Raw genomic sequence first — 22928 nt, forward strand, 5'->3', positions numbered from 1 at the left:
CTCCCAGAAGTCGGGCTCGTTCAGTTGTTCAAAAGCCTGCCCCAGGGGCAGGCGGTGTTCAAGTGCCCAGGCCGTGGCCGGACAGTCGGCGCGTCAGCGCGCCTTGCAACCTCGGCCGATGAGATCGTTGCTCTCGACCCAGTAGATCAATCCCTGCTCGCCGGTAATGCTGAATCCGACCAGTCCGTCACTATAGAAAGCGCCGGATCCGCCGGGTTCCTCCTCCAGGTGATGAACCACGTCATCCTCGCCCAGGCGAAGGTCGACCACCGACCTGCTGGCATCCACGTAACGCCAGATGACTTCAGCCTGGCTGTCGCAGGTCCAGCGACTCCAGCCGGACGCCTTGCCGCCGGCGCCACCGGACGAATGGCTCGAACATCCCGCCAGCAGTGACAGCGCGAGGAGCGGGACAACATAACGCAGCATCAGGCAACTCCCCCTTGAGGCGGCATCCCCGCCGAGTATCCAATACGCCAGCTTGCCTGCCCCAGTGCTGGAGCGCCAGCGCCGCCCACGATCAGACGAGGGCGGCGCTGTACGGATGGGAGCGCACCGACGAAGCGTCGCCGCTCTCGTCGGCGAATGCCTCAGGCCTTGGCGCGCTGCTCCAGCACTTCGACGGCCGGCAGGACCTTGCCCTCGACGAACTCGAGGAAGGCGCCGCCACCGGTGGAAATGTAGGAGATCTGCTCGCCGATGCCATACTTGTCGATGGCAGCCAGGGTGTCACCACCACCGGCGATGCTGAAGGCGGAGCCTTCGGCGATGGCCTTGGCCAGGGTTTTGGTGCCTTCGCCGAACTGGTCGAACTCGAACACGCCGACCGGGCCGTTCCACAGGATGGTCTTGGAGGTCTTGAGCAGCTCGGCGAACTGGGCGGCGGTCTTCGGACCGATGTCCAGGATCATGTCGTCGTCGGCCACGTCAGCGATGTCCTTGACGGTGGCGACGGCAGTCTCGGCGAATTCCTTGGCAACCACGACATCCACCGGCAGCGGCACGCTGACCTTGGCGGCGATGGCCTTGGCGGTATCGACCAGGTCGGCTTCGTACAGCGACTTGCCGACCTTGTGGCCCGCCGCAGCGAGGAAGGTGTTGGCGATGCCGCCGCCGACGATCAGTTGGTCGCAGATCAGCGCCAGGCTGTTCAGCACGTCGAGCTTGGTGGAGACCTTGGAGCCGGCAACGATGGCGGCCATCGGGCGCGCCGGGTTGCCCAGGGCCTTGCCCAGGGCTTCCAGCTCGGCGGCCAGCAGCGGGCCGGCCGCGGCAACCTTGGCGAACCTGGCCACGCCGTGGGTCGAACCCTCGGCCCGGTGGGCGGTGCCGAAGGCGTCCATGACGAACACGTCGCACAAGGCGGCGTATTGCTGGGCCAGTTCGTCGGCGTTCTTCTTCTCGCCCTTGTTGAAGCGCACGTTCTCGAACAGCACGACTTCACCCGGCTTCACGTCGACGCCGCCCAGGTAGTCCTTGACCAGCGGCACGGCGCGGCCCAGGGCCTTGGACAGGTAGTCGGCGACCGGCTGCAGGCTGTTCTCCGCGGAGAACTCGCCCTCGGTCGGGCGGCCCAGGTGCGAGCAGACCATCACCGCCGCGCCCTTCTCCAGGGCCAGCTTGATGGTCGGCAGCGAGGCCAGGATGCGCGCGTCGCTCTTGACCACACCGTCCTTCACCGGAACGTTGAGGTCTTCGCGGATCAGCACGCGCTTACCTTGGAGGTCGAGGTCGGTCATCTTCAACACGGTCATGACAGTCAGTCCTGTTGGGGCTGTTTGATTAACGTTCGGTAGCGGCGACCCGCAGGAAATGCCCTGCGGTGTCGAGCATGCGGTTGGCGAACCCCCACTCGTTGTCGAACCAGGCCAGCACGTTCACCAGCCGGGGGCCGGAAACGCGGGTCTGGCTGCCATCGACGATGGCCGAGTGCGGGTCGTGGTTGAAATCGCAACTGGCGTGGGGCAGTTCGGTATACGCCAGCAGGCCTTTCAGCGGGCCTTCGGTGGCGGCCTGGCGCAGCACGCGGTTGATCTCCTCGGCGGACGTGTCGCGGGAGACCTGCAGGGTGATGTCCAGCGCCGAGACGTTCACCGTCGGCACCCGAATGGCTTTGGCCTGGATTCGCCCGGCGAGTTCCGGCAGCAGGCGCTCGATGCCACGGGCCAGACCGGTGGACACCGGGATCACCGACTGGAAGGCCGAGCGCGTGCGGCGCAGATCTTCGTGGTGATAGGCGTCGATCACCGGCTGGTCGTTCATCGCCGAGTGGATGGTGGTGATCGAGACGTACTCGATGCCCACGGCCTCGTTCAGCAGCTTGAGCAGCGGCACGCTGCAGTTGGTGGTGCAGGAGGCGTTGGAGACCAGCCTCTCGGCGCCGGCCAGGCCCTGCTGGTTGATGCCGAAGACCACGGTGGCATCGATGTCCGTCTCGCTGGCCATCGGCTGGGAGAACAGCACGCGCGGCGCACCGGCGGCCAGGAAGCGTTCGCCATCGGCACGGGTGTGGTAGACGCCGGAGCACTCCAGCACCAGGTCGACGTCCAGCGCGCGCCAGTCGATGGCTTCGGGCGTCGCCTCGCGGAACACCTTCACGCAATCGCCGCCGACGTGCAGGCAGCCGTCGGCCACGCTCACTTCGCCGGGGAAGCGGCCGTGGGTGGAGTCGAAGCGGGTCAGGTATTCCAGGCTGGCGAGGTCGGCCAGGTCGTTCAGCGCGACGATGGAGAAATCAGCCTTCGCGCGGCGCTCGTGCAGGGCACGGAACACACAGCGGCCGATGCGGCCGTAGCCGTTGAGGGCAACTCGGTAAGGGCGCTTGGACATTGTTATCCCTTGTCGATCTTCGTAGGAGCGAGCTTGCTCGCGAACCGAGCAAAACCCTTCGCGAGCAAGCTCGCTCCTACAAGAGCCGGATCAGGCGTCGAGCAGCTCGGCAGCCACTTCCAGCAGGTTTTCGACGGTGAAGCCGAAGTGCTCGAAGAGGGCGGCGGCCGGGGCCGATTCGCCGAAGGTAGTCATGCCGATCACGCGGCCTTCCAGACCCACGTACTTGTACCAGTAGTCGGCGTGGGCGGCTTCGATGGCGATGCGCGCACCGACCTGCACCGGCAGTACGGCCTGCTTGTAGCCGGCGTCCTGCTGGTCGAAGACGCTGGTGGACGGCATGGAAACCACGCGCACCTTGCGACCTTCGGCGCTGAGCTTGTCGAAGGCCTGCACGGCCAGGCCGACTTCGGAGCCGGTGGCGATCAGGATCAGTTCCGGCTCGCCGTCGCAGTCCTTGAGCACGTAGCCACCACGGGCGACATCCGCCAGCTGGCCGGCGTCGCGGGGCTGGTGCGGCAGGTTCTGGCGGGAGAACACCAGGGCGGACGGACCGTCGGCGCGCTCGATGGCGTACTTCCAGGCCACCGCGGATTCCACGGCATCGGCCGGGCGCCAGGTGTCCAGGTTCGGGGTCAGGCGCAGGCTGGCCAGTTGCTCGATCGGCTGGTGGGTCGGGCCGTCTTCGCCCAGACCGATGGAGTCGTGGGTGAACACGTACAGCACGCGCTGCTTCATCAGGGCGGACATGCGCACCGCGTTGCGGGCGTATTCCATGAAGATCAGGAAGGTCGCGCCGTAGGGGATGAAGCCGCCGTGCAGGGCGACGCCGTTCATGATGGCGCTCATGCCGAACTCGCGCACACCGTAGAACATGTAGTTGCCGCTGGCGTCGGCGGCGCTCACGCCCTTGCAGCCCTTCCACAGGGTCAGGTTGGAGCCGGCCAGGTCGGCCGAGCCGCCGAGAAACTCCGGCAGCAGCGGGCCGAAGGCGTTCAGCGCGTTCTGGCTGGCCTTGCGGCTGGCGATGGTCTCACCCTTGGTGGCAACGTCGGCGACATAGGCCGCGGCCTTCTCGGCGAAGTCGGCCGGCAGCTCGCCGGCGACACGGCGCAGGAACTCGGCAGCCAGTTCCGGGTGCGCGGCCTGGTAGGCGGCGAAGCGCTGGTTCCATTCGCTCTCGTGGCTGGCGCCGGCTTCCTTGGCGCTCCACTCGGCGTAGATCTCGGCCGGGACTTCGAAGGGACCGTGGTTCCAGCCCAGCGCGGCGCGGGTGGCGGCGATTTCGTCGTTGCCCAGCGGAGCGCCGTGGCACTCTTCCTTGCCCTGCTTGTTCGGCGAACCGAAGCCGATCACGGTCTTGCAGCAGATCAGGGTCGGGGCGTCGCTCTTGCGGGCGGTTTCGATGGCGGTCTTGATCTCGTCGGCGTCATGCCCGTCGACATTGCGGATCACCTGCCAGCCGTAGGCTTCGAAGCGCTTGGGAGTGTCGTCGGTGAACCAGCCTTCGACTTCGCCGTCGATGGAGATGCCGTTGTCGTCGTAGAAGGCGACCAGCTTGTTCAGGCGCAGGGTGCCGGCCAGCGAAGCCACCTCGTGGGAGATGCCCTCCATCATGCAGCCGTCGCCCAGGAAGGCGTAGGTGTAGTGGTCGACGATGGCATGACCGTCGCGGTTGAACTGCGCAGCCAGCACCTTCTCGGCCAGCGCCATGCCCACGGCGTTGGCGATGCCCTGGCCCAGCGGGCCGGTGGTGGTCTCGACGCCGGCGGTGTAGCCGTATTCCGGGTGGCCCGGGGTGCGCGAGTTGAGCTGGCGGAAATTCTTCAGGTCATCGACGGTGACGTCGTAGCCGGTGAGGTGCAGCAGCGAGTAGATCAGCATCGAGCCGTGGCCGTTGGACAGCACGAAGCGGTCGCGATCGGCCCATTGCGGGTTGCCCGGGTTGTGCTTGAGGTAGTCGCGCCAGAGCACTTCGGCGATATCCGCCATGCCCATCGGGGCGCCTGGATGGCCGCTGTTGGCTTTCTGCACGGCGTCCATGCTCAGTGCGCGGATGGCATTGGCTCGCTCACGACGGCTGGGCATCGCTGAATCTCCTGCGGGGGCTGCTTCGAAACTTCGAAGGGAATGAAAAAAGGCCGGTATTTTCGCCCAGCCGGGCCCCGTGGGGCAATGACAGATCGGCAGAAGCCTGATGCAGAGCATCCGAGCGGGCCGGGCAACTGATCAAAAACCGCTCATCCGTCAATATCAAAACTTTTTGATACAGCTATTGCCCCACCCTGCAAGCCACGACTAGACTGCGCGACCTATGAGCCTGCGCCTGCCCGAAATCCGCCACGACGACTGCGACCAGCTGGCCGCCCTGTGCAAGGCCGGCGGCGATCCGCTGCGGCTGAACGTGCTGCGCGCCCTGACCAACGACTCGTTCGGCGTGCTGGAACTGGCGCATATCTTCGGCACCCGCCAGTCGGGCATGAGCCACCACTTGAAGGTGCTGGCCCAGGCCGGCCTGGTGGCCACCCGCCGCGAAGGCAACGCGATCTTCTATCGCCGCGCCCTGCCCCAGGCCGAGAGCCTTGGCGGCACGCTGCACGGCGCGCTGCTCGAAGAGGTCGACGGCCTGGAGCTGCCGGAGGATGTCAGCGAGCGCATTGTCAGCGTGCACGCCCAGCGCGCCGCCGTGAGCCGCGACTACTTCGCCCGCAGCGCGGAGAAGTTCCAGGCCACGCAGGACCTGATCGCGGGCCTTCCGCAATACCGCGAAAGCGTACTGGCGCTGCTCGACGCGCTGAGCTTCGCCCCCGGTGCCACGGCGCTGGAAGTCGGTCCCGGCGACGGCGGATTCCTCCCCGAGCTGGCCCGGCGCTTCAATGAGGTCACCGCGCTGGACAACAGCGAGGCGATGCTCGACATGGCGCGGCAACGTTGCGCCAGCGAAGGTTTGAACAACGTCCGGCTGCGGCTGGCCGATGCCCTGCAGGACGCCGACGACGCGGCGGACTGCGTGGTGCTGAACATGGTGCTGCATCATTTCGCGGCGCCGGCGGAAGCGCTGAAACAGCTGGCGAACCTGGTGAAACCCGGTGGCAGCCTGCTGGTGACGGAGCTCTGCAGCCACGACCAGAGTTGGGCCAGGGAGGCCTGTGGCGATCTCTGGCTGGGGTTCGAACAGGACGACCTGGCCCGTTGGGCCGATTCCGCGGGGCTCGCGCCCGGCGAAAGTTTGTACATTGGTTTACGTAATGGCTTTCAGATCCAGGTACGGCACTTCGCCAAACCGGATTCGCGAAGCGTCCTCACCCACCGGTAAATGATAGGAACCGTTAGATGAGCGAATACTCGATCTTCACCTCTGAATCCGTCTCCGAAGGCCATCCGGACAAGATCGCGGACCAGATTTCCGATGCGGTGCTCGACGCCATCATCGCCAAGGACAAGTACGCCCGCGTGGCCTGCGAAACCCTGGTGAAGACCGGTGTGGCGATCATCGCCGGCGAAGTCACCACCTCCGCCTGGGTCGACCTGGAAGAGCTGGTGCGCAAGGTCATCATCGACATCGGCTACAACAGCTCCGAAGTCGGCTTCGACGGCGCCACCTGCGGCGTGCTGAACATCATCGGCAAGCAGTCGGTGGACATCAACCAGGGCGTCGACCGCGCCAAGCCGGAAGACCAGGGCGCTGGCGACCAGGGCCTGATGTTCGGCTACGCCAGCAACGAAACCGACGTGCTGATGCCCGCGCCGATCTGCTTCTCCCACCGGCTGGTGGAGCGCCAGGCCGAAGCCCGCAAGTCCGGCCTGCTGCCGTGGCTGCGCCCGGATGCGAAATCCCAGGTCACCTGCCGCTACGAAGGCGGCAAGGTCGTCGGCATCGACGCCATCGTCCTGTCCACCCAGCACAACCCGGAGGTCAGCTACAAGGACCTGCGCGAAGGCGTGATGGAGCTGATCATCAAGCACGTGCTGCCGGCCGAGCTGCTGCACAAGGACACCCAGTTCCACATCAACCCGACCGGCAACTTCGTGATCGGCGGCCCGGTGGGCGACTGCGGCCTGACCGGCCGCAAGATCATCGTCGACTCCTACGGCGGCATGGCCCGTCACGGCGGCGGCGCGTTCTCCGGCAAGGACCCGTCCAAGGTCGACCGCTCCGCTGCCTACGCCGGTCGCTACGTGGCCAAGAACATCGTTGCCGCCGGCCTGGCCGAGCGTTGCGAGATCCAGGTGTCCTACGCCATCGGCGTGGCCCAACCGACCTCCATCTCGGTCAACACCTTCGGTACCGGCAAGATCAGCGACGAGAAGATCGTCCAGCTGGTCCGCGAGCACTTCGACCTGCGTCCGTACGCGATCACCACGATGCTCGACCTGCTGCACCCGATGTACCAGCCGACCGCGGCCTACGGCCACTTCGGTCGCAACCCGTTCGAAATGACCTACGGCGAAGACACCTTCACCGCCTTCACCTGGGAGCGCACCGACAAGGCCGCCGCCCTGCGTGACGCCGCCGGCCTGTAAGGTCCGGTAGCAGAAAAAGCCCCGCCTCGGCGGGGCTTTTTCGTTTCTGCTGGGAGGCCTATCGCGGACGGAGTCCGCTCCTGCGAAACGCAATCTGGCGTTTCCCTGTAAGCGAGCTTGCTCGCGAAGCGCACGGCACGACACAAGACGCCGGTTGGCGCCACCCCCCAACGTCTGAAAAGCCCTGCACCCGCGGGCGAACTCATTTCCAGCGTCCGACACACCACGCCGAATAATCCGCGCCCACCTCGGCGTCGCCCACCACGAGCCGCTTCTAGGCTGACGGACTCCCCCGCAGCACGGACGCTCGCCATGCCACGCCTGATCCTCGCCCTACTGCTTTGCCCGCCGCTTGCCACCTACGCCTGTACCGAACGGACACGCGACGAGATACATGCCCTGCAAGCCCAACTGGCGCAGTGGGACGACGCCTATCACCGGCAGGGGACCTCTCCTGTCGCGGACGAGCTGTACGACCAGGCCCGCGAGCGGCTGCGGCAGTGGCAGTCCTGTCATCCGCAAACCCCCACAGCCACGGATGCGCCCCTGGCCAGCAGCGCCGGCGACGTCCGCCACCCGGTCCCCCACACCGGGCTCGACAAGCTCCCCAATGCCGCCGCCGTGCGCGCGTGGCTGACGAACCGCAGCGACCTCTGGGTGCAGCCCAAGGTCGATGGCGTTGCGGTCACCCTGGTCTACCAGGAGGGGCGGCTGCACCAGGCGATCAGCCGTGGCGATGGCCTCGCGGGACAGGACTGGACGGCCAATGCCCGGCAGGTGCCCGCGATTCCCCGGCAGTTACCCGGTGAACACGGCCGGCTGGTGCTGCAGGGCGAGTTGTACTGGCGCCTGCCGGACCACGTGCAGGCCCGCCAGGGCGGCCTGGGGGCGCGCGGCAAGGTTGCCGGGCTGATGGCGCGCAAGTCGCTCGGCAGCGAGGGCGAGCGGATCGGCCTGTTCGTCTGGGAGCTTCCCGACGGTCCTCTGGACATGCCGGCGCGCCAGCAGCGTCTGCGGCAATTGGGCTTTTCCGACAGCGCCGAGCGGACGGAGCCCGTCAGCGGATTCGCCGAGATCGAAGCCTGGCGCGAACGCTGGTACAAGCAGCCGCTGCCCTTCGCCAGCGACGGCATCGTCATTCGTCAGGGCCGCCGCCCTCCGGGCCGCAGCTGGAGCGCACAGGCACCGGGCTGGGCGGTGGCCTGGAAGTACCCGTATCAACAGGCGTTGGCCGAAGTTCGCCGGGTGGAGTTCAAGGTCGGACGCAGTGGTCGGGTCACGCCGGTGCTGCACCTGGCGCCGGTGGAACTGGACGGACGTAGTATCCAGCGCGTCAGCAGCGGTTCCCTGAAGCGCTGGCGCAACCTCGACGTCCGTCCCGGCGACCAGGTCGCCGTCACCCTCGCCGGCCTGACCATCCCGCGCCTGGACGGTGTGGTCTGGCGCTCGCCCACGCGCACCGACGTTGCCGCACCGCTGGACGGGCAGTACAGCGCCCTGACCTGCTGGCACGCAACGCCCGATTGCCGGCAGCAGTTCCTTGCCCGGCTGGAGTGGCTGAGCGGCAAGGGAGGGCTCGCACTCTCCGGAGTGGGACCGGGGACCTGGCGGCAGCTCGACGAGGCCGGGCTGCTGGCGGGGCTGCTCGACTGGCTACTCCTGACCCCCGGGCAATTGCTCGCGGTGCCCGGCCTGGGCGAGCGCAGTGCGGCGAACCTGCACCGGCAGTTCCAACTGGCGCGCCAGCGGCCCTTCGCGACCTGGCTGCGCGCCCTCGGCGTCCCCTCCGCCGACGCCCTGCCGCCCGACGAAGACTGGGCCGCCCTGGCCCAACGCAGTGCGGAGCAATGGCAGGCCCGCCCTGGGATCGGTACGGTTCGCGGCGCACAACTGGAGCGGTTCTTCCACACAACGGACGTCGTGCAGCTGCAACAGCAACTGCACGACGTCGGCATCGCCGGTTTCTAGTGGCCTGTACGGTTAATTCGGCAATTGAAGTTCGAGTGCCGAATTAGCCACACAGGCCACCAGGTGCCTCAGCGCATCTGGAAGGCTTCCTGGTGGAAGCGGTTGCGCGGCATGCCCTGGCGGCGCAGGTCGCGCCGCAGCAGCTCGGCCAAGCCCTGCGGGCCGCAGAACCAGACGCTCGGCCAGCGGCCTTGCGGTCCGGGTTGCAGTTCGAGGTCGGCGGCCTGCAAATAGCCTTCGCTTTCGCTGTAATGCACGCGCAGGTCAATGCGTGGCAGCTTCGCGCACAACTCGCGCAAACGCCCCGCGTAGATGGCGTCGGAAGGGGAACGCACACAGTACAGCAGCGTCACCTCGGGGCAGTCGTCGCACCGCTCCTGCAGGGACTCGAGCCAGGCCAGGAACGGTGTGATGCCGATCCCGCCGGCGATCCACACCTGGCGCCCGCCCTTGTCGCGGCGGAAATCGAAGCGACCATAGGGCCCCTCCACGCTCACCGGGTCGCCGACCCGCAGACTGTCCTGCAGGCGCTGCGTGTAGTCCCCCAGCGCCTTGATGCTGAAGCGCACCTCGCCATCACCCCGGTCGGCGCAGGACAGGGTGAAGGGATGCTGCCCTTCCAGCCGATCGCAGGTCAGGAAGGCGAACTGCCCGGCGCGATGCCGCCAGCGCCCCTTCAGCTTGCAGGTGACCTCGAGCATGCGTTCGCCGGGACGCTCGACCGCCACCACGACCCCCTCATGGGTGTGCTTGCGGCCGATCCGCCCGCTCAGGGACCAGACCGCGCAGACGCTGCCCACGAGCGCACAGAGCGCCACCAGCCAACCGATCGGCTGCGACCAGTAACCCGCCGGCGCCAGCACCACGCCGTGGAAGGCCAGCACCAGGTAGACCACCGCGAGGGTTTTGTGCACGTAGCGCCACAGGCGGTAGGGGAAACGCTGCCAGAGCGTGATCACCAGCATCACCGCCAGCAGCCAGGCGGACCATTCGCCCAGGTCCTTGGCCGAACCGCGGAAGACGTCGAGGAAGGTCTCCACCCGTGGCCCCTTGGCCGGCTTGGCGATGAACTTCGCCAGCAACGGCCCGCCCAGCTCCATCAGGTAGTGCGCAAGCCCCAGCACGATGGCGAGAATACCCGCCCACTTGTGCGCCTGGTACATGCGGTCCAGCCCGTCCAGCGGCCGCTCCAGCCAGGCCGGGCGCACCGCCAGCAGCATGATCAGCGACATCAGGGCGAATGCCGCGACGCCTGTGAAGAGAATCGCCTGCTTGCGGATGACCCAGATGTCCAGGGTGGACGGAGGGTCGAGGAACAGGGCCAGGCCGAAGGCCGCCGCGACGGCGGCCAGGATGATCCAGATGAGTTTCATGGGGTCCTCCCAGACTGCTTTTCCAGGCGGAAACTGAAGGATTCCTCTGAATCATCCCTTAATTTGGCAGGACAATTTCTGCCTGGCCGGCCATGCCATGACCCAGGTCAAGGACTGGGCAATAGCGACACGCCGCGCGCAGAATGAACACCCCACCGATACCCCGTGACCGACCATGCGCCTGCGTATCCTCTCCGACCTCCACCACGAACACTTCCCCGGCGGCCGCGAACTGCCCGAGGCGGCCGCCGACCTGGTGATCCTCGCCGGCGATATCCATGAGCACCTGCAGGGGCTGCACTGGGCCCGCGAGGCATTTCCCGAGACGGAGATCGTCTACGTCGCCGGCAACCACGAGTTCTACCACTCCGACCTGCCGGAACTGACCCAGGCCATGCGCAACCTGGCGCGCGCGCTGGATATCCATTTCCTGGAAAACGACGCCGTGGTCCTCGGCGATGTGCGCGTGCTCGGCGCCACCCTGTGGACCGACTTCCAGCTCTATGGCGAACGTGGGGCGCAGCTTGCCGTGGAGCAGGCGCTGCTGCTGATGCCGGACTTCCGCTGCGTGGATTACTTCACCCAGCCCTTTACCCCGGAAATGAGCCGGGACCTTTGCGAAGCCTCCTGCGAATGGCTGGCGGCGAAACTGGCGCAGCCCTTTGCCGGCCGCACCGTGGTGGTCACCCATCACGCGCCCTGCGGACGCTCGATTCCCGAGCCCTACGTCGGCGACAGCCTGTCGCCGGCCTTCGCCTCGAACCTCGCCCCCCTGGTGGAGCGTTGCGACCTGTGGGTGCATGGGCATGTCCACGAGCGCCAGGACTACCGCATCGGCAATGCCCGGGTCGTGGCCAATCCCGGCGCCTATCCGGGGGAGGACAGCGGCTTCGATCCCTGCTGGGTGATCGACCTCTGACTCTCAGTGCGGCAGTTCGCTGAAGAACCGCCAGATCTCCGCCGGACCATCCAGCTCCGGGTCAGCCCGCCCGAACAGACGCGGCGGTCGATACACCGACTGCGACAGCAGATGTCCGCCGCCGTGCACCGTCACCAGCTCCACCGGCGCCGAGCCGGCGGCGTTCCAGCGTTGCCGCTCCGTCCAGACCGGCCCGATCGAGGTCAACCGGTCCCGGCTGGGCTCACCGCTCTGGCCATTGCGGCGCGCCAGCGCCAGCGCGGATTCCTCCGCCGACAGCACCCTGCCCCGGTTGCCGAAGCCGAACAGCGTCACCACACCGCCGGCGTAGGGATTGATCGGGTCACGCGTGCCATTCATCAGCAAGGTCGCCTTGGGCTGCTGCGCGGGCCGGCAGGCATCGTTGTCCGCACTCGGCAGGCTGGCGGCAATCGCCGCCACGCCGTCGACCTTGTCGGCAGCCTCGGCCGCCATGCGCAGCGCCATCTGCCCGCCATTGGAGTAGCCGACGACGAAGACGCGCGCGGGGTCGACCCCGCGCGCGCGCTGCAGGCGCTCGATCATGATCGAGAGGAAGCCGACGTCATCGATATTCAGGCGCCGCGCGCTGTAGGCCGCGGCTTTTCGGCAATCGTTCCAGTGCCCCTCGACCCCATCGGGGTAGAGCACCAGGAAACCGTCGCGATCCGCCAGCGCATCGAAGCGATAGCCGCTGTCGCGGCGCATCCGCTCGCCGTTGCTCCGGGAGCCGTGCAGCACCACCAGCAATGCCGGGCGCTCGGCGAGCTGGCGCGGCGCATAGAGCACGTAGCTGCGGCGCCGTTCGCCTACGCGGATCGAGGAATCCTCGCTGGTTCCCCCCAGCGCGGGGCGTTGCCGCAACTCTCCCGGCAGGTACCACCAGGCCCCGACCAGCAGTGCCAGCACGAGCAACGCGATGAGTCCCTGCACGACGCGAATCGCCATACGCATCCCGCCTCTCCTCGCCCGCCTTGCGGGCTTCGTGAACGTCGACCATGTTCCAGGACATCCCTCGCGACGCCACTCCATGACACACTCTAGCCGTCGCATACGAACGTCTTAGTGTTTGGTAACCAAGGATTCCGAAAATGTTCCGAAGCTCTGCTCTGATGGCCGCCCTTCTCGCTCTCGGCTGTGCCTCGCCACTGCTCGCCGGCGAGGCGTCCAGGCCGCTGACCGGCTGTGCCGCCAAGCAGGACGCTATCGAGCGCCAGCTCGAAGAAGCCAAGGCCCAGGGCAACCGCAACCGGGTCGCCGGTCTGCAGACCGCCCTGGAAAAGGTGAAGACCTACTGCACCGATGGCAGCCTGACGCAGGAACGCAAGCAGCGCGTGCTGGAGGCCGAGAAGGAAGTCGCCCAGCGCGAGAAGGACTTGCGCAAGGCCCTGAACCAGGGCAACGCCGAGAAGGTCGACACGCGCAAGAACAAGCTGGCCGAAGCACGCGCGGAGCTGGAGCAGGCCAAGCGCGAACTGGAGGAGTGAACCAATACGGGTAGGAACGAGCTTGCTCGCGTTGCGAGGTGGTTCGCGAGCAAGCTCGCTCCTACAAGGTCAAAGGCCCTTCACCCCTGAGGGAGAGGGCGGGGTGAGGGAAGCGCAGGCGGGGATTAACCCGGTAGAAGACAGCTGCTCCTACCGGAAATGCCGCGTCAGAGTGCGCGGAATTTCTTGTGGCAGGCTTCGCAGGCGTCTTCCACCGCGGCGAAGTCCTTGCGTACGCCCTCGGGCGTCGGCGCGGCGTTGCGGGTATTGTCGCCGAGGGCGCGGACGGCCTGCTCGAAGGTCTTGGCGTCGGCCTGGAACTCCAGCTGACGCTGCCAGATTTCGGCCTTGGCGCGGGTGTCGTCGCTTTCCACCTTGTCCGCCGGCGGCTGGGTGGTGGGGAAATACTGCCAGGGCTTGTCGGCCAGCTCGCCGAGCTTGGTCGAATTCGCGCGGAACTTGTCCGCGTCGAAGGGAATCCGCCCGCGCAGCATGCCGCCCATGTCCTCGCTGGTCTTGAGCATCTCCTTGAACACCGCCTGACGCTTGTACTCCGGCGAGTTGGGATCCAGGCGATGGCAACCGGCGAGCGCCGCGCCAGCGAGCAGCAGAACGAGCAGGGTCTTCAACTTCATGGGGGACTCTTGTAGGACGGCCAGACACGGAAGCGCCGGATTATCCGCCCCGATGTCCGAATGATCCAGACCACGCCGGAGCGACTGCGGCCATCCGCCGCAGCCGCGTACCTTTCGTTCAGCCGCCGTTCAGGCGCACCCAGGTCAGGCCGAAACGACGAAGATCGCGATGATCAGGCCCATGCCGAGGAACCACACCAGCGAGCGCAGCAGCGCCAGGTCGGCGATGTAGAAGATCAGGTAAAGCAGGCGGCTGGTAACCCAGGCAATGGCCAGGCGGTCGATGGTGGCAGGCTCGGCGTTGTTCACCAGGTAGGCGATGATCACCGCCGCGGCGAAGGCCGGGGTGACCTCGAAGCTGTTCATCTGGAAGGCGTTGGCGCGCTTGCGGTAGCCCTCCAGGGTGGCGAGGAAGGTGCGCGGGTCGTGGTTCTGCCGGGGGCCGAAGCCGCCACCGGTGAACTTGGCGAGGCTGGTACCGACGTAGGGCAGGAAGATCGCGATCAGGACGCACCAGAAGGCAATGGGCATGGCAAATGTCTCGTCGGGGGAGGAAGCACGCAGCTTAGGTCATCGTCCCACGCCGCGTCCTTGACCGGCTGGGCGATACGCCCCGTAGCGCGGGCCAATCCTCACAGCTTCATCACCAGCATGCCCGCCAGCACCAGACTGCACGCCGCCAGGCGCGGCAGGCCGAAGGGCTCCTTGAGGAAGCGCATGCCGAACAGCACCACCAGCAGCACGCTGGTTTCGCGCAACGCGGCAGCCTCGGCGATGGAACCCAGTTGCATGGCCCAGAGCACCAGCCCGTAGCTGAGCAGCACGCAGAAGCCGACGCTCAGGCCGAGCTTCCAGTCGTTGATCCAGAACCTGGCGAAGGCTCGCGTTCGCCCGACCAGCGCCACCAGCGGGAATGGCAGACCGGACAGCAGCGACAGCCAGACCAGGTAGTCCAGCGGCTTGGGCCAGAGCTTCAGCGCGTTGCCGTCGGTCCAGGTGTAGCTGCCGATGCACAGCCCCATCAGCAGCACGACGGGATAGGCAATCCACGGCAGCCGCGCGCCACCGCCGCCCTTGAGCAGGAACAGCATGCCGACCGGGATCAGCAGGATGCCGAGGATCTGCTTGTCGGTCAGGTGCTCGCCGCCGAAGTACAGGGTCAGCGCCAGCACCACCAGCGGCGACAGGCCGCGCATCAGCGGGTAGACGAGACCGAGGTCGCCGACCTTGTAGGCCTGGATCAGCAGTACCCGGTAGACCAACTGCAGCGACACGGCAGCCAGTAGCCAGGGCCAGACCTCGGCGGGCGGAATCTCGATCCAGGGCAGCAGGGCCAGTCCGGCGATCAGGCCGACCATGTCCATGCAGGCCACCACCAGCAGGCGGTCATTGCTGAATTTGACGAGGGTGTTCCAGGTGGCGTGCAGCAGGGCGGCCAGCAGCACCAGGGTAGTGGCGAGCACGAAAACGAACTCCTGGTATAGACCAGCTCGATTCTACCCCGAGCGACCCCGTGGCCGGCAAGCGCCAGCTGTTTCGGACATTTCCATCTGACTCTTCAGCCGGAACTGGCCTAGACTGGGGCTTTTCGCCAGCACGAGCACCTGCTATGCCACGCCTGTTCAAATTCCTGACTGCTTATATTCTCGTCTCCCTTCTTTCCGGCTGCGGCTACAACGCCATGCAGGCCGGCGACGAACAGGTGAAGGCCGCCTGGTCGGAAGTGCTCAACCAGTACCAGCGCCGCGCGGACCTGATTCCCAACCTGGTCAGCACCGTAAAGGGCTACGCCTCCCATGAAGCCGCGGTACTGACCCAGGTGACCGAGGCCCGCGCCAAGGTTGGCAGCACCACGCTCAACGCCGACCAGCTCGGCGACGAGGCCGCCGTGAAGCGCTTCCAGCAAGCCCAGGGCGAGCTCAGCTCGGCGCTCTCGCGCCTGCTGGTGGTCACCGAGAACTACCCGCAGCTCAAGGCCGACGGCCTGTTCAAGGACCTGCTGACCCAGCTCGAAGGCACCGAGAACCGCATCACCGTCGCCCGTGGCCGCTACGTGAAGGCCGTGCAGGAGTACAACGTGATGATTCGCCAGTTCCCCCAGGTGATCACCGCGAAGATCTTCGGCTACCAGCCCAAGGCCAACTTCAGCGTGGAGAACGAAGCCGCCATCTCCACCGCGCCTAAAGTGGACTTCGGCAACGCGCCGGCGCAGCCCGCGCAATGACCCTGCCGCGCTGGCTGCTGGCCGCCCTGCTGCTGTGCTGGGCGGCCGTGCTGCAGGCGGCGCCGGTCGCCATCCCGCCACTCAGCGCCCGCGTCACCGACCTCACCCAGACCCTCGACGCGGGCCAGCGCGCACAGCTGGAAAGCCAGCTCGCCGGCCTGGAGCAGCGCAAGGGCGCGCAAATCGCCGTGCTGCTGATCCCCAGCACCGGCGAGGACAGCATCGAGGACTACGCGGTCCGCGCCTTCGAACAGTGGAAGCTGGGCCGCAAGGGCGTGGACGACGGCGTGCTGCTGGTGGTCGCCAAGAACGACCGCACGCTGCGCATCGAAGTCGGCTACGGCCTGGAAGGCACCATCACCGACGTGCAGGCCGGGCGCATCATCCGCGACACCATAGTCCCGCACTTCAAGACCGGCGACTTCGCCGGCGGCATCCAGGCCGGCGTGGACAGCCTGGTCGCGCTGATTGAACCGCCAGCGGCGGCCCCTGCCGAACCCGATGAGAGCACAGCGGACCAGTTGCCGCAGACGGGCCCGGTGACGGGCTACAGCGACGCCTACTCCAACCGTAACGCCAGCGCCGCCGGGGAAATCCCGCCCGCGCGCCTGCTCGGCCTGCTCGCCCTGCTGATCGGTGTGCCGCTGCTCTGCCTGCTGTTCCCGGTGCAGTGGCTGCGCCAGCGCAGCATGGGCCGCTACCTGCTGTGCAGCGCGCTGGTCGGCGGCGTCGCCTCGGCGGTACTGCTGTTCAGCGAAGCCAACCCCGAAGCCCTGCAGCAACAGATGATCGGTTCCTTCTCGATTCCGCTGGTGCTGTACATCTTCTTCCTGCCGCCGATGTGGCTGACCTCGGGCGTACTGCAACTGCTGCTGATGATCATCAGCTCGATCGGCCGTGGCGGCGGTGGGCGTGGGGGCGGCGGAGGCGGTGGCTTCCGTGGCGGCGGTGGCTCCAGCGGCGGCGGCGGTGCCTCCGGCCGCTGGTAAGCCCATGCACGCTTGAGAATTACAGGGCGGCGACGCCCTGTTCTTCCTCGCGGATCGAACGCAGCACCTGGCGCTGCAGGTCGATGAACTCGGCGCTGGCGGCCATGTCCTCGTGGCGCGGACGACCGAGCTTCACGTCGAAGGTGGTCTTGATCCGCCCAGGGCCCAGGCCCATCACCACGATGCGGTCGGACAGATAAACCGCCTCTTCCACGTCATGGGTGACGAACATCACCGTCAGCCGGTGGGTTTCCCAGATGCGCGTGAGCAGTTCCTGCATCTGGTGGCGGGTCATCGCATCCAGCGCACCGAAGGGCTCGTCCATCAGCAGGATCTTCGGCCGGTAGGACAGCGCACGGGCAATCGCCACGCGCTGCTTCATGCCGCCGGACAACTCGTTCGGATAGGCCTCGGCGAACTTCGTCAGCTTCACCAGCGCCAGGTGCTCGTCGGCGATCTCGCGGCACTGCGCGCGGGACAGGCCGGCCGCCTTCAGGGCGAACTCGACGTTCTGCCGCGCGGTGAGCCACGGCAGCAGGGTGTAGGACTGGAACACCACGCCACGGTCCAGGCCGGGACCTGCGATCGGCACACCATCCACCTTCACGCTGCCGCTGTCGAACTCCTCAAGGCCAGCGGCGATGGACAGCAGCGTGCTCTTGCCGCAGCCCGAGGTGCCGACGATGGAGACGAACTCGTTGTCCGCCAGGGTCAGGTCGATGTTGCACAGCACCTCGCGGCGCTCCTTGCCGACCGCGAAGCTCTTGTTCAGGCCGGAGATTTCCAGGGTCGCCATCAGCTGCGCCTCCGGTTGTAGCGGAACAGGACCTTCTCGCCGGCGCGCATGGCCTGGTCGGTGACCAGCCCGAGGAAGCCCAGCAGAAGGATGTAGCCGATGATGGTGTCGGTCTGGAAGAAGCGCTGGGACACGGTGATGCGGTAGCCCAGGCCCGAGGTCGCGGCCACCAGTTCGGCCAGCACCAGCCAGGTCCAGGCCCAACCAAGACTGATCCGCAGGGCATCCCAGATGCCCGGCAACGCGCTGGGCAGGACGATCTTCAGGAGGATGCGGCGATCCGGCATGCCGAGGGTGCGGCCCAGGCCGACGAAGTCCGCCGGCACCCGCTTGATCGCGTCCATCACCATCAGCACCTGCTGGAAGAAGGTGCCGATCCAGATGATGAGGAATTTCTGGAAGTCGCTGGTGCCGGCCCAGAGGATGGTCAGCGGGACGAAGGCGACCACCGGCATGTAGCGCACGAAGTCCACCAGCGGCTCGGTGGCGGCCTTCCAGAAGCCGTAGCAGCCGGCGAACACGCCGATCACGATGGACATCGCCGAGGACACCAGGAAGGCCACGGCGATGCGGTACACGCTGACCTTCAGGTCCGACCAGAGGGTGCCGTCGGCGGCCAGCTTGAGCATGCGCGCCCAGACGTCGCCGGGCGCCGGCAGGAATATCTTCGGTACCGCCCCGCTCGCCCCGGCCAGCCACCAGAGCAGCGCCAGCAGGACGAACACGGCGCCGCCGATGAGCAGGAAGTGGCGCTGCGCGATCGGCTTGCCGATGGTGAACAGCGGGTTGGATTTGCGGGCTTTCATGTCGGGCTCGTCGAACGGAGAAAGACGCGCGCCGGCTCAGGGCCGGCGCGCAGGGTGTTTCAGAGGATCAGAGCGCCTCGACGAAGCGCGCGTCGATGGCCTGCGCCGGGGTGACCGGCTGCTGGAGGATGCCGGCTTCGCTGGCGGCCTTCTGGATGTGCTCGAAGGAACCCTTCTGGAAGGCGCCCTTCAGCTCGGCCTGGTTTTCCTTCACCGAGTAGAAGTGCACGCCGTCGAAGGCACTGGTCAGCTCGGACTCGTCGGCGCCCACGCCCTTGGCGATAGCGGCGCGGCCTTCGGCGCCCTTCTCGTTGTAGTGCGCAAGACCGGCTTCCCAGCTCTTGATCAGCGCCAGCACCTGGCCAGGACGCTCCTTCAGGACCTCATCGCGCACCACGAACACGTCGCTGATGATGCCCGGATCATCCGAGCCCTTGTACAGCAGGTTGACCTTGGGGTTCTGCTGCTTGGCGGCGGACAGGTAAGGCTCGTAGGTCACGGCGGCCGGGACTTGCCCTGCAATCAACGCGCTGCCGGCGTTGGCGGCGGGCATCGGCACCGGCTGCACGTCGGCGATGGTCAGGCCGGCCTTGCGCAGGGCGCTGTGCAGGAGGATGTCGCTGGTGGTGCCTTCTTCGTAGGCGACCTGCTTGCCCTTGAGGTCGGCCAGGGTCTTGATCGACGGGTCGACGATCAGCGCATCGGCGCTGGTGCTCTGGTCCAGCAGCAGGACGATCTTCACCGGCAGGCCGGCGGCGACCATTGCCATCGCGGTGTGGGTGGCGAGGTTGCCACCGTCGATCTGGCCGCTGGCCAGGGCGGCGTTCATGTCCTTGTCTTCGGTGAAGTTGACCAGCTCGACCTGCTCCAGGCCGTTGGCCTTGAAGGCGCCGGTCTGCTCGGCGACATACCACTGGCCGTAGCCCAGCCAGGGCTGCATGCCCATCTTGAAGGTGCCGGCCTCGGGTTTGGTGTCGGCCTTGATCGGCGCGGCGTGCGCGGCGCCGGCCAGCAACAGGCTGGCGCAGGTGGCCACGGCCAGGTGGCGCAGCGCGGAGGCGAAGGTGGTGTGCATGGTCTCTCCCCGGTCATTGTTTTGCAGATACAGGTCCTGCTGGAGCGGCGGGGAGGCTGCGTCGGCCCGGGCCCGCCGTGGGCGGGCACAGGCTCACATCGTATCGACGCAAATGCAAAGGTTTTCGCCGCGCTCCGGGCCCGCAGGGAAAGATGCCGGAACCGCTCAGGGCTGCGGAATGGCGTCGTCCTTGAACTGGTCCTTGATGTACTTGATCTCGGTGCGGCCGTGGGGCGCCGGCTGGCCGTCGGGACCGATGTTGACGAAGACCATCTTGTCCACCGTGAGGATGCTCTTGCGGGTGATCTTGTTGCGCACTTCGCAGGTCAGGGTGATCGAGGTGCGGCCGAACTCGGTGGCGGTGATGCCCAGCTCGATGATGTCGCCCTGGCGCGCGGAACTGACGAAGTTGATCTCGGAGATGAACTTGGTGACCACGCGCTGGTTGCCCAACTGGACGATGGCGTAGATCGCCGCTTCTTCGTCGATCCACTTCAGAAGGCTACCGCCGAACAGGGTGCCGTTCGGGTTGAGGTCTTCGGGTTTTACCCATTTGCGGGTGTGGAAATTCATGTGAACTCCTTGGAGGTTGCGCCTTGTGGGCGCGATGACGGGGAAAGCCCCGCCGACTATGCAAGTCTGGACCCGGCCGGCGCCAGGCACCTTGCCATGACTCAGAGCCTCTTCAACATCTTGCGAGCTAGAGCAGAACAAGGCGCAACGACCAGCGGGAGTAACAGCCGAAGGCTGGCCCGAAGGGTGAGCGCCAGCGAATCAAACAGGCTGAAAAAGCGGAGTTTACGTTCTGTAAATGAGTATTTTCATCGGACTCGCGCCCGAGACTGTTTCCAACGCAGTTATGCCGACGCGCAGCAGATGTTCAGCCGAGGCCGGCTTCGGCTCGGTACCTGGCCGCCTCGTCGACCAGCCAGTCGCGGAAAGCGCCCAGGGTCGCCGATTCCACCTTGCGCTCGGGAATCATCAGGTAATAGGCATTTTCGCTCAAATAGGCATGTTGCATCGGCACGATCAGTCTTCCATCGGCCAGCTCGTGCTGGATCAGCATCGGCGGGATCAGCGCCACGCCCATGCCGTGCATCGCCGCCTGGGCGAGCATGGAGAACAGCTCGTAGCGGGTGCCGCTCATGTCGTGCGCCACGCTCATGCCCAGCGACCCGAACCACTGGCGCCAGGCGTAGGGCCGGGTGGTCTGCTGCATCAGCGGCAACTCGGCGATCTGCGCCGCCGACAGCGCCATGCGCCCGCCCAGCAGCTCCGGGCTGCACACCGGCACCGGGTTCTCGTGCATGAGGAAGTTGGCCACCGTACCGGACCACGCGCCATCGCCGAAATACAGCGCGGCGTCGAACTCGGTGTCGGCGAAGAGGAAGGGCCGGGTGCGGTTGGTCAGGTTGACCGTGATTTCCGGGTGCAGGCGCTTGAAGTCCTTCAGCCGCGGCAGCAGCCACTGGGTGGCGAAGGTCGGCACCACCGCCAGTTCCAGCGTACCGCCGCCCTGCTGGCCCATCACCGCCAGGGTGTCGCGCTCCACGGCATCCAGGCGCTGGGCGACGCGGCGGCTGTAGTTGAGCCCCGCCTCGGTCAGCTTCACCCCGCGCCGCGAGCGGCGGAACAGCTCGACACCGAGGAACTCCTCCAGCGCGGCGATCTGCCGGCAAATGGCGCTCTGGGTCAGCGACAGCTCGTCGGCGGCCTTGGTGAAACTCTCGTGGCGGGCGGCGGATTCGAAGGCGACCAACGCCGCGGTGGTCGGAATCTTGCGTCGCATCGAATGCCTCTTCGGAATATCGTGATGCACAGGATTCGCTGCGAATGCCTTAAACATAGGCATAAGCGTGGAGCAGCACATCAATCATGCAATTACGGAGTGACAAAATAGCACAACAGCGTGCGAATTAGTCGGTTGCCCGGCTTCCCGACGGCTGACTAGGATGGCCCACACCGCACCCGCCTAGACTTGTCGGGTCCTTCATTGTCTGTTCGAGGTTCTCCAATGGCCACCAAAGCAAGCTTCAACTGGGAAGATCCGCTGCTGCTGGATCAGCAACTCACCGAAGAAGAGCGCATGGTGCGCGACAGCGCCTACCAGTTCGCCCAGGACAAGCTGGCCACCCGCGTGCTGGAAGCCTTCCGCCACGAGCAGACCGACCCGGCGATCTTCCGCGAGATGGGCGAGACCGGCCTGCTCGGCGCGACCATCCCCACCGAATACGGCGGCAGCGGCCTGAACTATGTGTGCTACGGCCTGATCGCCCGTGAAGTCGAGCGTGTCGACTCCGGCTACCGCTCCATGATGAGCGTGCAGTCCTCCCTGGTGATGGTGCCGATCAACGAGTTCGGCAACGAAGCCACCAAGCAGAAATACCTGCCGAAACTGGCCAGCGGCGAATATATCGGCTGCTTCGGCCTGACCGAACCGAACCACGGCTCCGATCCGGGCTCGCTGATCACCCGCGCCCGCAAGGTCGACGGCGGCTACCGCCTGACCGGCAACAAGATGTGGATCACCAACAGCCCGATCGCCGACGTCTTCGTGGTCTGGGCCAAGGATGACGAAGGCCAGATCCGCGGCTTCGTCCTCGAGAAGGGCTGGGAAGGCCTGTCCGCACCGGCGATCCACGGCAAGGTCGGCCTGCGCGCCTCCATCACCGGCGAGATCGTGATGGACAACGTGTTCGTCCCCGAAGAGAACGCCTTCCCCGAAGTGCGCGGCCTGCGCGGCCCGTTCACCTGCCTGAACTCCGCCCGCTACGGCATCTCTTGGGGCGCCCTGGGCGCCGCCGAAGCCTGCTGGCACACCGCTCGCCAGTACACCCTGGACCGCAAGCAGTTCGGCCGCCCGCTGGCCGCCAACCAGTTGATCCAGAAGAAGCTGGCCGACATGCAGACCGAGATCACCCTCGCCCTGCAAGGCTGCCTGCGCCTGGGCCGGATGAAGGACGAAGGCACCGCCGCCGTCGAAATCACCTCGATCATGAAGCGCAACAGCTGCGGCAAGGCCCTGGACATCGCCCGCATGGCCCGCGACATGCTGGGCGGCAACGGCATCTCCGACGAGTTCGGCGTAGCCCGCCACCTGGTCAACCTGGAAGTGGTGAACACCTATGAAGGTACTCACGACGTCCACGCACTGATTCTCGGCCGCGCCCAGACCGGCATCCAGGCCTTCTTCTAAAGCCAATGCCCCGCCTGTAGGAGCCAGCTTGCTGGCGATCGGTGAATCACCGGCTTCGCGAGCAAGCTCGCTCCTACAAAGTGCTCGTC

The 22928-nt window shown here is 66.5% G+C and carries 22 protein-coding genes; 8 read left to right on the forward strand and 14 right to left on the reverse strand.

All coding sequences use genetic code 11. The features are described from left to right. Positions 1–93: 93 nt before the first annotated feature. The 4 genes from ACYCAX_RS19890 to tkt form a co-directional block, all read right to left on the reverse strand. Positions 94–429 (reverse strand): MliC family protein, encoded by a 336-nt coding sequence (locus tag ACYCAX_RS19890; RefSeq protein ID WP_460248676.1) that lies wholly within the window; start codon positions 427–429, stop codon positions 94–96. Positions 430–590: 161 nt separating this feature from the next. Further along, positions 591–1754, reverse strand: coding sequence for a phosphoglycerate kinase (locus ACYCAX_RS19895; protein WP_460248677.1), 1164 nt, complete (start codon positions 1752–1754; stop codon positions 591–593). Between the two features lie 28 nt (positions 1755–1782). Next, positions 1783–2829, reverse strand: a complete 1047-nt coding sequence (gene epd, locus ACYCAX_RS19900) for an erythrose-4-phosphate dehydrogenase (RefSeq protein ID WP_015479252.1) — start codon at positions 2827–2829, stop codon at positions 1783–1785. 90 nt (positions 2830–2919) lie between these two features. Continuing rightward, on the reverse strand, positions 2920–4917 hold the full coding sequence (tkt, locus tag ACYCAX_RS19905; protein ID WP_460248678.1) for a transketolase: 1998 nt from the start codon (positions 4915–4917) through the stop codon (positions 2920–2922). A 226-nt stretch (positions 4918–5143) separates the two neighbouring features. Between tkt and ACYCAX_RS19910 the strand changes: the two genes are divergently transcribed. The 3 genes from ACYCAX_RS19910 to ligB all read left to right on the forward strand — a co-directional run bounded on the left by ACYCAX_RS19910 (position 5144) and on the right by ligB (position 9321). After that, complete coding sequence (locus tag ACYCAX_RS19910; protein WP_294972747.1) at positions 5144–6145, forward strand: ArsR/SmtB family transcription factor; 1002 nt, start codon at positions 5144–5146, stop codon at positions 6143–6145. A gap of 17 nt (positions 6146–6162) precedes the next feature. Then, positions 6163–7353, forward strand: coding sequence for a methionine adenosyltransferase (gene metK / locus ACYCAX_RS19915; RefSeq protein WP_015479255.1), 1191 nt, complete (start codon positions 6163–6165; stop codon positions 7351–7353). 312 nt (positions 7354–7665) lie between these two features. Next, positions 7666–9321, forward strand: coding sequence for an NAD-dependent DNA ligase LigB (gene ligB, locus ACYCAX_RS19920; RefSeq protein ID WP_460248679.1), 1656 nt, complete (start codon positions 7666–7668; stop codon positions 9319–9321). A gap of 68 nt (positions 9322–9389) precedes the next feature. On the opposite strand, the gene ACYCAX_RS19925 is transcribed toward ligB, so the two are convergent. Continuing rightward, the gene (locus tag ACYCAX_RS19925; protein WP_460248680.1) at positions 9390–10694 is read right to left on the reverse strand and encodes a ferredoxin reductase family protein; all 1305 of its coding nucleotides are present in this window, start codon (positions 10692–10694) and stop codon (positions 9390–9392) included. Positions 10695–10869: 175 nt separating this feature from the next. Between ACYCAX_RS19925 and ACYCAX_RS19930 the strand changes: the two genes are divergently transcribed. After that, on the forward strand, positions 10870–11613 hold the full coding sequence (locus ACYCAX_RS19930) for a metallophosphoesterase family protein (RefSeq protein WP_460248681.1): 744 nt from the start codon (positions 10870–10872) through the stop codon (positions 11611–11613). Positions 11614–11616: 3 nt separating this feature from the next. Here the strand turns inward: ACYCAX_RS19930 and ACYCAX_RS19935 are convergent, their stop codons facing one another. Beyond that, positions 11617–12585, reverse strand: a complete 969-nt coding sequence (locus ACYCAX_RS19935) for a CE1 family esterase (RefSeq protein WP_460248682.1) — start codon at positions 12583–12585, stop codon at positions 11617–11619. A gap of 137 nt (positions 12586–12722) precedes the next feature. Here ACYCAX_RS19935 and ACYCAX_RS19940 point away from each other — a divergent pair, with 137 nt between their 5' ends. After that, positions 12723–13118: a DUF1090 domain-containing protein gene (locus tag ACYCAX_RS19940; protein ID WP_294972738.1), complete on the forward strand. Its 396-nt coding sequence runs from the start codon at positions 12723–12725 to the stop codon at positions 13116–13118. A 167-nt stretch (positions 13119–13285) separates the two neighbouring features. On the opposite strand, the gene ACYCAX_RS19945 is transcribed toward ACYCAX_RS19940, so the two are convergent. The 3 genes from ACYCAX_RS19945 to ACYCAX_RS19955 form a co-directional block, all read right to left on the reverse strand. Continuing rightward, on the reverse strand, positions 13286–13753 hold the full coding sequence (locus tag ACYCAX_RS19945; protein WP_015479261.1) for a c-type cytochrome: 468 nt from the start codon (positions 13751–13753) through the stop codon (positions 13286–13288). Between the two features lie 144 nt (positions 13754–13897). Next, positions 13898–14284 carry an MAPEG family protein gene (locus tag ACYCAX_RS19950; protein WP_460248683.1) on the reverse strand — a complete coding sequence of 129 codons (387 nt, stop codon included), beginning with the start codon at positions 14282–14284 and terminating at the stop codon, positions 13898–13900. A 101-nt stretch (positions 14285–14385) separates the two neighbouring features. Further along, entirely contained in the window at positions 14386–15216 is an 831-nt protein-coding gene (locus ACYCAX_RS19955; RefSeq protein ID WP_015479263.1) for an EamA family transporter, read from the reverse strand. 146 nt (positions 15217–15362) lie between these two features. Between ACYCAX_RS19955 and ACYCAX_RS19960 the strand changes: the two genes are divergently transcribed. After that, positions 15363–15977, forward strand: coding sequence for a LemA family protein (locus ACYCAX_RS19960; protein ID WP_460248684.1), 615 nt, complete (start codon positions 15363–15365; stop codon positions 15975–15977). Beyond that, positions 15974–16966, forward strand: coding sequence for a TPM domain-containing protein (locus tag ACYCAX_RS19965; protein WP_460248685.1), 993 nt, complete (start codon positions 15974–15976; stop codon positions 16964–16966). Before ACYCAX_RS19960 ends, ACYCAX_RS19965 begins: the two co-directional genes overlap by 4 nt. A gap of 19 nt (positions 16967–16985) precedes the next feature. Here ACYCAX_RS19965 and ACYCAX_RS19970 read toward each other — a convergent pair whose 3' ends face one another. From ACYCAX_RS19970 to gcvA, 5 genes are all read right to left on the reverse strand, one after another. Continuing rightward, positions 16986–17762 carry an ABC transporter ATP-binding protein gene (locus ACYCAX_RS19970; protein ID WP_460248686.1) on the reverse strand — a complete coding sequence of 259 codons (777 nt, stop codon included), beginning with the start codon at positions 17760–17762 and terminating at the stop codon, positions 16986–16988. Then, the gene (locus ACYCAX_RS19975) at positions 17762–18568 is read right to left on the reverse strand and encodes an ABC transporter permease (protein ID WP_184588097.1); all 807 of its coding nucleotides are present in this window, start codon (positions 18566–18568) and stop codon (positions 17762–17764) included. Before ACYCAX_RS19975 ends, ACYCAX_RS19970 begins: the two co-directional genes overlap by 1 nt. Positions 18569–18635: 67 nt before the next feature. After that, entirely contained in the window at positions 18636–19643 is a 1008-nt protein-coding gene (locus ACYCAX_RS19980) for an ABC transporter substrate-binding protein (protein ID WP_015479268.1), read from the reverse strand. Positions 19644–19808: 165 nt separating this feature from the next. Beyond that, on the reverse strand, positions 19809–20216 hold the full coding sequence (locus tag ACYCAX_RS19985) for an acyl-CoA thioesterase (protein ID WP_015479269.1): 408 nt from the start codon (positions 20214–20216) through the stop codon (positions 19809–19811). A 307-nt stretch (positions 20217–20523) separates the two neighbouring features. Then, positions 20524–21432 carry a transcriptional regulator GcvA gene (gene gcvA, locus ACYCAX_RS19990; RefSeq protein ID WP_015479270.1) on the reverse strand — a complete coding sequence of 303 codons (909 nt, stop codon included), beginning with the start codon at positions 21430–21432 and terminating at the stop codon, positions 20524–20526. 225 nt (positions 21433–21657) lie between these two features. Here gcvA and ACYCAX_RS19995 point away from each other — a divergent pair, with 225 nt between their 5' ends. Beyond that, on the forward strand, positions 21658–22839 hold the full coding sequence (locus ACYCAX_RS19995; protein WP_015479271.1) for an acyl-CoA dehydrogenase: 1182 nt from the start codon (positions 21658–21660) through the stop codon (positions 22837–22839). Positions 22840–22928 lie beyond the last annotated feature (89 nt).

This window comes from Pseudomonas sp. MT3, from assembly GCF_054720805.1.